Annotated in this window: 5 protein-coding genes; 2 read left to right on the top strand and 3 right to left on the bottom strand. The window is 27.8% G+C overall.

Going from position 1 to position 9,225, the window contains the following annotated elements; translation table 11 throughout:
• Both EG240_RS15530 and EG240_RS15525 read right to left on the bottom strand, forming a co-directional pair.
• A partial coding sequence (locus EG240_RS15530; RefSeq protein WP_148096361.1) for a T9SS type A sorting domain-containing protein occupies window positions 1-1,705 on the bottom strand: 1,705 nt, incomplete at its 3' end.
• Window positions 1,706-1,763: 58 nt separating this feature from the next.
• A complete protein-coding gene (locus EG240_RS15525; RefSeq protein WP_125020250.1) occupies window positions 1,764-5,726 on the bottom strand; it encodes an AAA domain-containing protein in 3,963 nt (1,320 codons plus the stop codon).
• A 116-nt stretch (window positions 5,727-5,842) separates the two neighbouring features.
• Between EG240_RS15525 and EG240_RS15520 the strand changes: the two genes are divergently transcribed.
• Both EG240_RS15520 and EG240_RS15515 read left to right on the top strand, forming a co-directional pair.
• Window positions 5,843-6,682 carry a carboxypeptidase-like regulatory domain-containing protein gene (locus EG240_RS15520; protein ID WP_158612035.1) on the top strand — a complete coding sequence of 280 codons (840 nt, stop codon included), beginning with the start codon at window positions 5,843-5,845 and terminating at the stop codon, window positions 6,680-6,682.
• Between the two features lie 694 nt (window positions 6,683-7,376).
• Window positions 7,377-8,912 carry a tetratricopeptide repeat protein gene (locus EG240_RS15515; RefSeq protein WP_125020248.1) on the top strand — a complete coding sequence of 512 codons (1,536 nt, stop codon included), beginning with the start codon at window positions 7,377-7,379 and terminating at the stop codon, window positions 8,910-8,912.
• 93 nt (window positions 8,913-9,005) lie between these two features.
• Here EG240_RS15515 and EG240_RS15510 read toward each other — a convergent pair.
• Window positions 9,006-9,225: T9SS type A sorting domain-containing protein (locus tag EG240_RS15510; protein WP_148096360.1), on the bottom strand; the 220-nt coding region annotated here is incomplete at its 5' end.

Below are 9,225 nucleotides of genomic sequence, written 5' to 3'. Positions count from 1 at the left end.
TTAACAAATAAACTCCTACACTTATTGATTCTGTATTTACAGAAACGATTTCTTCATTATTAACCGATTGCTGTAAAACTTTTTGCCCAAGCATATTGTGCATTTCAAGTTTTGTAAAACTTTGTAATTCACCTGTAATATGCAAAACATCTGTAGTTGGATTAGGATAAATACTTATTTTCTTTTTATCAAACGTATCTGAACTTAATAAATCTGTTGTAAAACGCGTATAAATAGTTCCTCCGTAAGTATTTGCTCCAACTTCATCAGGATTTAATGGACTTCCTTGTGTAATAAAATTATTAGCATTACTGTTTTTACTAGTTTTCTCTATCGAATAATATCCATCAGTTGTTGGAAAAAGCGAGCGAGGTTCGTCTTTACCATCAAAACCGAAATAAGTTGCATATAGAACCGTTGAGCCATCTTTAGATAACAACAAATGATATCCATCTGAATGTGAAAGATTATATGAATAGGCTGGGTTCTTAGCTATTTGGTAGGCATCTGCTGTAGAAATTCCAGTAAAACTATCTGTTTGTCCGGTTAGCCAAATATTTCCGTCTGTGTTGATGGTAACTTTATCATAGTATGCCGAAAATATATTATTAGAAGTATAGGTTCTCCAAAGTTTACTTGTTCCATCTGCACTAAAACGGTCTAACATTTTTTTAGTTACATTAATTCCAGGATCTGTGATAAATGCATTTGGTGTAGCTGAATTTACAAAACCACCGCTTGTATTATTATAAGATGATATAACATAAATTTCGTTTGAAGAAGTTTCTAATCGAGGTAGTGAACTTCTTTGCTCATTTACATAAGTTCCCCAAGCTCTAGTTCCATCGAAATTGAATTTATTCATAAATATATTATTAGAAAACATTCCATCGTTGTTTAAGTTTGGGTTTGCTTGATAGGCGCCAGGCGTACTAAAATACAAAGGGTTAAAATCTTCCGTTAATGGTATATTAGACTGAGTTAATATTCCACCAAGGAATATAATTCCATCATTTACCGCTTTTATGTCGATAATAAATGAAAAATAGGCACCGAAAAAAGTCCCCCAAACAAATTGCCCTTGATTGTTTAGTTTGGTTACGGTTGCTGTATATTCTGTGAAAGGAATTCCGTCATATTCTTTGGCTTCTGATTGAAAAGGTGAATTTTCAAAACTCAACTCTTTATCTCTATAACTAACGAAATATACATTATCTAGAGGGTCGGTTGTAATTTTTGTATATTCTTGAAGAACAGGTTCTATACAATCACTGTAAGAACACCATAAAAGTTCACCAGTCAACGTAAAACAAGCGACAAAACCACTGCTGTTTAGTAAATCATTGGCTTCATAAATCGTTCGATAGACACCTTCGGTACTGAAATTACTACTTTGAGTCGTATTACCAACAATAAAGATTTTATCAAGACCGTTAAAGTGTAAATCCGTAATTTGGGTATTTGTACTAGTACCTAATTCTCCTAATAAACTAACGTTACATTCGGGTAAAGTAATTTTTTGAATACTGTTTGGGGTAGTTGGGTCTAAATAATACATGACATCGTCATGGATAAAATGTAACCAATCTGAGCCAATTTCCATTTTTCGATTTTCTTTTACACTCCAAACGCGATGATAGGAAGTTTGTGAAAAAGCAACCTGCGTGATAAAAAGGATAAAGATGTATAAATAGTTTTTAATCATAATTATTTTTTTTCTAAATATAAAAAAATAATTACTTGATTATATGTTTTTTAGTTTTTTATTTCAACTTATTCAACTCTGTATTTAAATTTTGCCAACAATTTTGCGACCAAATACGATGGTAATCATAACCACTCAATTTTAATATTTTTTCTTTGTGCATATCTTCTAAATAAGCCAAATCATCCACATAAATCGGTTTACTTAAACATTCAATTGCAATGGGTTTTCGCCCTTCCATTTCGAATAAAATATCAAGTAAATAACCGCCAAATTGATGATTCTTTATAATTTTTGCATTCGGATATTTTGTTTTTAATTCAGAATAGACTTCATTTAAAAGGTTGTTCGTCTCTAAATTTTTAGCTTCAGATTTTAAATTTGATGCCGTTAATTCATTCAAAACTTCCAAACGCTTTTGTTCGTCTTCATCGCTTACTGCTTTGCAATATGCTAAATACGCATATAAGGCAGCTTTTCTGTTGTTGCTCTTTTCTTGTTTTAATGCATCGCTATAGTTCAGATAAAATTCTTCAGGAATTGAATTACAGATATAGATTTTCTCTTTGGCTCTAGTAATAATTACATTCAATAATTTGTAACCTTTGGTATGATTTATTGGTCCAAAACTTTGAACAAATTTACCGTTTTTCTTACGTCCGTAAGTTGTTGAAATGATGATAATATCGCGTTCATCACCTTGAATGTTTTCTAAGTTTTTAATGAAAAGTCCCGCTTGTTCAAGTGCTGAAATTTGTTCTCTAAACGATTCGTTACCTTCTTGATTTATCAAATGGTTGATTTTTCGTTTGATGTAATTTCGTTGGGTAATATTAAACGTTGCAATTCCAACAGACGGATAATTTCCATTTTCTGAAGGTTTGATATTTTTAAGAATTTCAATCACTTTTTCGGCTTCTTCTTCGTTTATATGTTCTTCAAAAATGCCATTTACCTGATAAAATTTAATGGGTTTTTCTGAGCTTTTCGCAGGAAGCGGTTTCAATCTCGATTGATAAAAAGCCGCATTTGAAAAATCGATTAAATACGGATGTTTAGAACGATAATGGAAATCTAAATAATTTTTGTCAAAATTAAATTCTAACGCATAATCCAATAACGATTCGATATTTAAAATTGCATTAACCGATTCGATTGTGGTATTTTCAGTTTCAATATCATCTTCGTCTTCAATACTTCCATCAAAAACACGACTAAAATAATTTGAGGGCGGCATTTGATGTTCATCTCCCGCAATGATGATGTTTTTACCTTTTAACATGGCCGGTAAATTATCTTCCAGTTTCAACTGACTGGCTTCATCAAAAACCACATTATCAAAATAGAAATTTTTGCCTTGAAAAAGGTTGCTACAACTATCAGGAGTTATCAAAATGATCGGGAAAAACGTCGTGAAAACATCGATATCACGAGCAACAATTTGTCGTAAAGTTAATCGTTTGTGGTTTGTGCTACTTCGTTTGTTGTATAAATTGGCAACCGTAATTTCTTTGTTTATAGTTTCGAATTTCTTAACGATTTCTCGTTGCGATTGATTCCAAAAATATTTAATAAAATCGCTCTGAACCACATTAAAATGATTCATTTTACTTGAAAATTCATTGTATTCGAACAAATCAATTAATAAACTTTCATCTGAATGTTGATGTAAAAGTTTAGAATAATAAATGGATAAAAGCGAAGCTTCCCATTTTTCAATCGGTTTTAATTTTTCAAGAATATTTTTCTGAAAGTCATTTAAATTGTAATAAAAAACAAACCAATTAAACTCGATTAAAAATGGATTCTCGTTGTTTGATTTGTAAGATTTATAACTCGAAAATTGATTCTCAACATATTTTTTTAAATCAGAAAAATTATTTTCGATGTTAACTTTTTGTAGAATGCCATCGTTTTTTAATGCATTTATCAAGTTTTTAATTTGATTTGCAATCGATTCTGTTTCTGAATTGATAATTGATTTATCGTAAATATTAAGAAAATCTAAACCTTCAAATTCTGAATTTGAATTATCAACAAATTGATTTTTAGCATTGTCAACTTTTGATTTGTATTTTAAAATTTCTGAAACATTCGAACGAATATCAGCTGAAATTTCGATGCTTTCTAAATGTTTTTCTTGACTTATTTGTTTGATTTCAAGACTTAATTCTTGTAAGCGTTTCTGATTTTGAATGTTTTTCTTTTTAGTAGAAGAAAATATGGATGTGAATTTATACCAAAATCCATTAGTTTTTTCTAAATCAAAAACGTCCGAATTCGATTGAAGCGTAACGTTAATTAATTCAACTTCATTGATGATTTTATTTATTTTTTCTATGTTATCAACGAATTGTATTTTTCTTTTTTCGTTGAAATACATTTTATAATTACTAATTTTCGTTTCAATTTCATTCCATTCTTTTTGATATTTTCCAAATGCTTGGTCGATATTTTCTTGAGTTGAATAGTAATTGATAGCAATCAATTTTTGCCAATCTAAAAAAGTTTGTTCTTGAAAAGGTTTGTATTTTTCAAATAACGGTTGACCTTTCTCAATCAGTTCTAGTAATTGTGTAAACTCTTCGTTAGAAAATTGAAATGTAAAATTTTCTAAATCAATATCCGTTTTTTCTCTTTTATATTGAAGAATTGCTCCAACAATATCTGCCCAGTTTTTATTTTCAATTACAACTGAATTTAATTTATGATGTGTTCCATTTATATTTTCTTTTGTTTCGTTTAGGCTTGTAACTAAATTTTGTAAACTTATTGCTGAGGTTCCTTGTTCTTCACGTTTAAAACCAGGATTGTCAATGATTTCTCTGACAGCATTTACAACTGTTTTTCGGTCCGAAACCGAATCTTTAATCAAAACGCAATATTGCCCCAAACCTTTTGTTTGTAACGCATTGTGTAAAACTTCCAAAGCGGTTTGTTTCTCACAAACTACAATTGTTTTTTGTTTATTTTCCAAAGCATTTATCAATAATGCGGTCAAAGTTTGACTTTTTCCAGTTCCGGGTGGTCCTTGAATTAAAATGTTCGATTCGAATTTTAGATTTTCTAAAATGCGTTGTTGTGAAGGATCTGTTCCAACTGCGCTTAATGTTTGAAAAGTACTATTTTCAGTAGTTTGTTGATTAACGAATGAAGTTTTTAGCGCTTCATAATCATTAATGATATTTTGTTTTTGGACTTCGAAAAGCGAAAATATTCCTGACTTAAGAATCAATCCATCCCTTTTTTTTACTAGTTTTTCATCATAAAATGATTTGGGTTTTATTAGTGGAATTTCTTCATAATTGCTTAAAAGGAAATCTATATTTTGTTGGATTTTTAATTGTTCAAGAATTTTTGTACAAATTTGATGCAATTCCGTTTTGTCAATTTTTCCGTCTTCGAGCATTTCATCCGAAATTTTTTCTAAAGTTATTCCGCAATCACTTTGTAAATGATTGATTAAAACCTCATTTAGATAAATAGGATCATCTTCAGTTCGTGAAATTTCCCAAGTATTGATTTCGTTAACTTGTTTGATTTTTAAAGTCCAAATCAAAATCGGAGCAGCGGTAATTTGCCCGTCATTTAAATCACGGCGAACCAAAATCGGAAAACCAAATCCCAATGTATTGATTCCTTTTTCGGATTCAATTACTTCATTCTGAAAAATTAAATTCTCAATACTTTGCGAAATTTTCTTGTGATTTTCATCTGTAATTTCTTCAACGCCATTATCGATTTCAGAATCAAAATCGATTTCTAAACGTTCCTTTTTAAACGTATTTTCGTTTTCTGAATTTGGTCTGTCATAAATCGAAAAACGAAAATTCATATTGCGTTGCGTCAGCAAATCAAGGATAAAACGTTCGGGTAAACTTTTGAAAATATGACTGAATCTAGCTAAATCAAATTTATATCTCGAGTTTCCTGGTATTGCATTTAAATGCACGCCGCGGCGATTTCCTGTTTTAAGTTTTGTTTGTAACGAGTTGAATAATTCGGAACTGAAATTTTGCATAATGGTTTTAATCGATTGATAATTAAAATTATGAAATTAAATTCATTATACGGTTTAAAAAGAAATAGAATATTATTGAAATTTTAACGTTAATGAATAAATCAATCTTTATAAAAATGAAAAAAAGCATTTTATTAATATTTTTCTTTTTCAGTTTAAATATATTTTCACAGAAAATTATTCAAGGTTTTGTTTTAGATTCAATAAATAATCCAATAGTATTTGCAAATGTTGGAATGTTGAATTCTTCTGTCGGAACAATTTCAGATGATAATGGAAGTTTTGTTTTAAATCTTGATAAAGTCGATTTTAATGATACTTTGCGGATTTCAAGTTTGGGATTTAAATCCAGAGATATTCGTGTTAGCGAATTAAGCTTCAATCAATCACTTGGAATTAATTTGGAAACAGAAGTTTTTCTTTTGAAAGAATTGGAAATTTTATCCGGAAATTTGAAAACTTATACAGAAGGAAAATCAAAAACGGATACCAAAAGTAAAGTGATTTTTGCAAATGAAAAATATGCAAATTTTAATATGGGAACTGAGATTGGAAGGCGTTTTGATATAGGAAGCAAGAAGCCAAGTTTATTATCAAAATTTCAATTTTATATTAAAGAAAATAATTTTGATTCGAATACTTTTAAAGTAAATATTTATGGTTTAAAAAATGGTAAACCTGCAATTTTATTAAATTCAGAAAATATTTTTGTTACTATTGAAAAAGATTTTACAGGTTGGGTTACTGTTGAATTAGAAGATTATAATTTAATTATTCAAGAAGATATTGCTGTTTGTGTGCAATGGGTAAAATATTCTGGAAATGGCAATATATTAAATCTACCGATGATTGCTCCATCTTTAGGCTCAATTCATTATTATAAATTCGGAAGTCAAAATAAATGGGAAAAATATGGTAAAGTTTCTTCACCTATGAAATTAGTGTATCAACAATAGATTTTAATAAAACTCTTAAAAAGGTAGTGAATTTTAGGAATGATAAAATTATAGAAATATTGTTTACACCTTGCTAATGAGTAAGTTTATTTTGAAACTAAATTTATTTAGGACGCTATTGTTACTAAATATATAATTTTCTTCAGTAGCAACCTCAATAATATGGATTGCAAATTTTTATTTAATGATTTAATTTTTGATTGAGATGTTCTTTATTCTTTTGTAGTTTTCAATTTGTTTTGTAAAAATGAAAACCGAGAAATTTTGGTTGGAATTTCTCGGTTTAACAACAAATATTTATTAAGTGTTTTTGTGTTTTTTAAAATTTGTATTTACTAATTTGTAAGTGATTTTCGTAACTGAGCTGAAATAAAAATTAGTACTGTAAAATTATAGCTTTACTATTAAAAATATTCAAAACAGGGGTGGACAAATAGGAGACAAATGTTTTTTTTACTGTAAGTATTTGTATTGTAAGCTTTTGTGTTTTTATGTATTTAGTTAGTGATTTAGTATATTTGTGAGAAAAATAATTATCAAAAATACAATATACATATTAATTATCTTTTTTATCTTTAGCATTAGCCTATATGCTCAAAGTGACAATATTCTTTATAGTAAGATTATTGATGAAAATAAAACTGAAATTTCAGAAAAGAAATTAATAGAAAGAATTTCAAAACTTCAACAAAATTTGAATGAGTCTCAAAGAAAAGATATTCAAATAATATCTAAAGTTTTATTAGCAAATTTATATGCCAAAAAGACTAAAGATATCAGTAATAAATGCGCAAAATTATACGATGAGGCACTTTTATTAGTAAAACAATCCAATAATATTGGATTACAAATTTGGGTTGAATCTGAGATAGGTTTTTATTTTTATAAATTTTATAAATATGATGATGCCTCGGATTATTTTTTCAATGTTTCTAGACTTTTAATTGACATTCCAAATGAAAATATTGTTGATCCGATTTCTGTTTTGAAATATAATGCTTATTTTTTTACATCTATTAATGAAAAAAAAATAAGTAATCTGTATTTGAAACGTGCTTTAACATTAACTCCTAAAACACAAAATGATTATGCCGCAATGCTCAATGCAATAGGTTGTAATTACTTTAGTTTAAAAGAATATGAATTAGCAAACCAGTATTTTAATGAAACTATTTTATATGCAAAAAAAAATAGTGATTCGTTACGATTAGCAAAAGGTTTCGGAGATTTAGCTCAAATTTATTTATTAAATAAAGATTTTGTAAATGCGGAACGTTTATTACTTAATGATATTCAAATTTCGCGTAATGTAAAAAATCCTAAAAACGTTATGTTTGCTCAAATTAGATTAGGCAATCTGTATTTAGAAGAGAAAAAATACAATCAAGCAAAGGAAGTATTTAATTCTGCTTTGAGTTATATTTCAACGCAAGATAAATTAAAAAAATGCGAATTAGATGTCAATAAAGCGTTATTATCGATTGCAATTTCTGAAAAAAATAATGTTCAAGAATTAACTTTGCTAAGAAAAATTGAAATTTTAAGACCAATTGTTGATACTATTGATGGAGCTGAATTGCTAAAGAAAATTTCATGGAAAAGTAAAAATGAAATTGCAAATTGGAAGTTTGAATCAGAAAAAATAAAATTAGAAAAGGCTTCTTTTATGAAAACCACTTTTATAATAATTAGTGTTTTACTATTATGTTTGCTTATACTTTTTGTTTTTATTTATAAACGACGATTTAAATTACAACAAGTCAACTATGAAAATTCGATTTTATCAGCCCAATTAAAACAACTTAAAATCGAAAAAGCATTAATTGAAGCAAATGATTCTTTAAAATCCATAAAATCATATTTAATTGAAAAAAATAATAAAATAGTTCAATTAGAATCTGAAATTCAAGAACTAGCTGTAACATCTAAAACTGATGTTTCCAAAGAAAAAATTGAATTGGATAAATTGATTTCTTCTCATCTTATGACAGACGAAAACTGGCTAATGTTTAAGAATTCGTTTATTAAGGAAGAACCTCAACTTTATAATTATATTAAAACGAATTTTTCTGATTTATCTGAATCAAATTTAAGAATTGTATTGTTACATAAAATTGGTTTAAAAAATCAAGAAATTGCTAATTTACTTGGTATTACTATTCACGGAGTTAAAAAAGCAAAACAGCGTTTACGATTAAAATATGGTGAATCCATTGAGGAATTGGTTTAGGATTTTCTGATTATAAAAGTCTAGAAAAAATTATTATTGTAAAAAAAAAAGAGGAAGTCATAATATCTATGAAGCTTCCTCTTTCAGTTTTTATTATTGTTTTATTATTTTAATAAACTGCTGTTTAGTTTCAGTTTGTAGTTGAATCATATAGGTTGCAGCACTTAATTCAGACAAATCAATTTCAACATTTCTATTATTGGTTTGAATTGTTTTTATATTTCTTCCCAATAAATCATAAACATCAACTTGAACAATATTTTCAAAATATTCGATTTGTAATTTATCATCAACTGGATTTGGATAATATTTC

It is taken from the genome of Paenimyroides tangerinum, from assembly GCF_003865405.1.
In the GTDB taxonomy this organism is placed as follows: domain Bacteria; phylum Bacteroidota; class Bacteroidia; order Flavobacteriales; family Flavobacteriaceae; genus Flavobacterium; species Flavobacterium tangerinum.
This window is presented reverse-complemented; position numbering and strand designations above follow the sequence as displayed.

What these genes read in the sequence shown, in the direction of transcription:
- EG240_RS15525 (WP_125020250.1), bottom strand. Translation starts at nt 5,726, where the DNA reads ATGCAAAATTTCAGTTCCGAATTATTCAACTCGTTACAAACAAAACTT.
- EG240_RS15520 (WP_158612035.1), top strand. Translation starts at nt 5,843, where the DNA reads ATGAAAAAAAGCATTTTATTAATATTTTTCTTTTTCAGTTTAAATATA.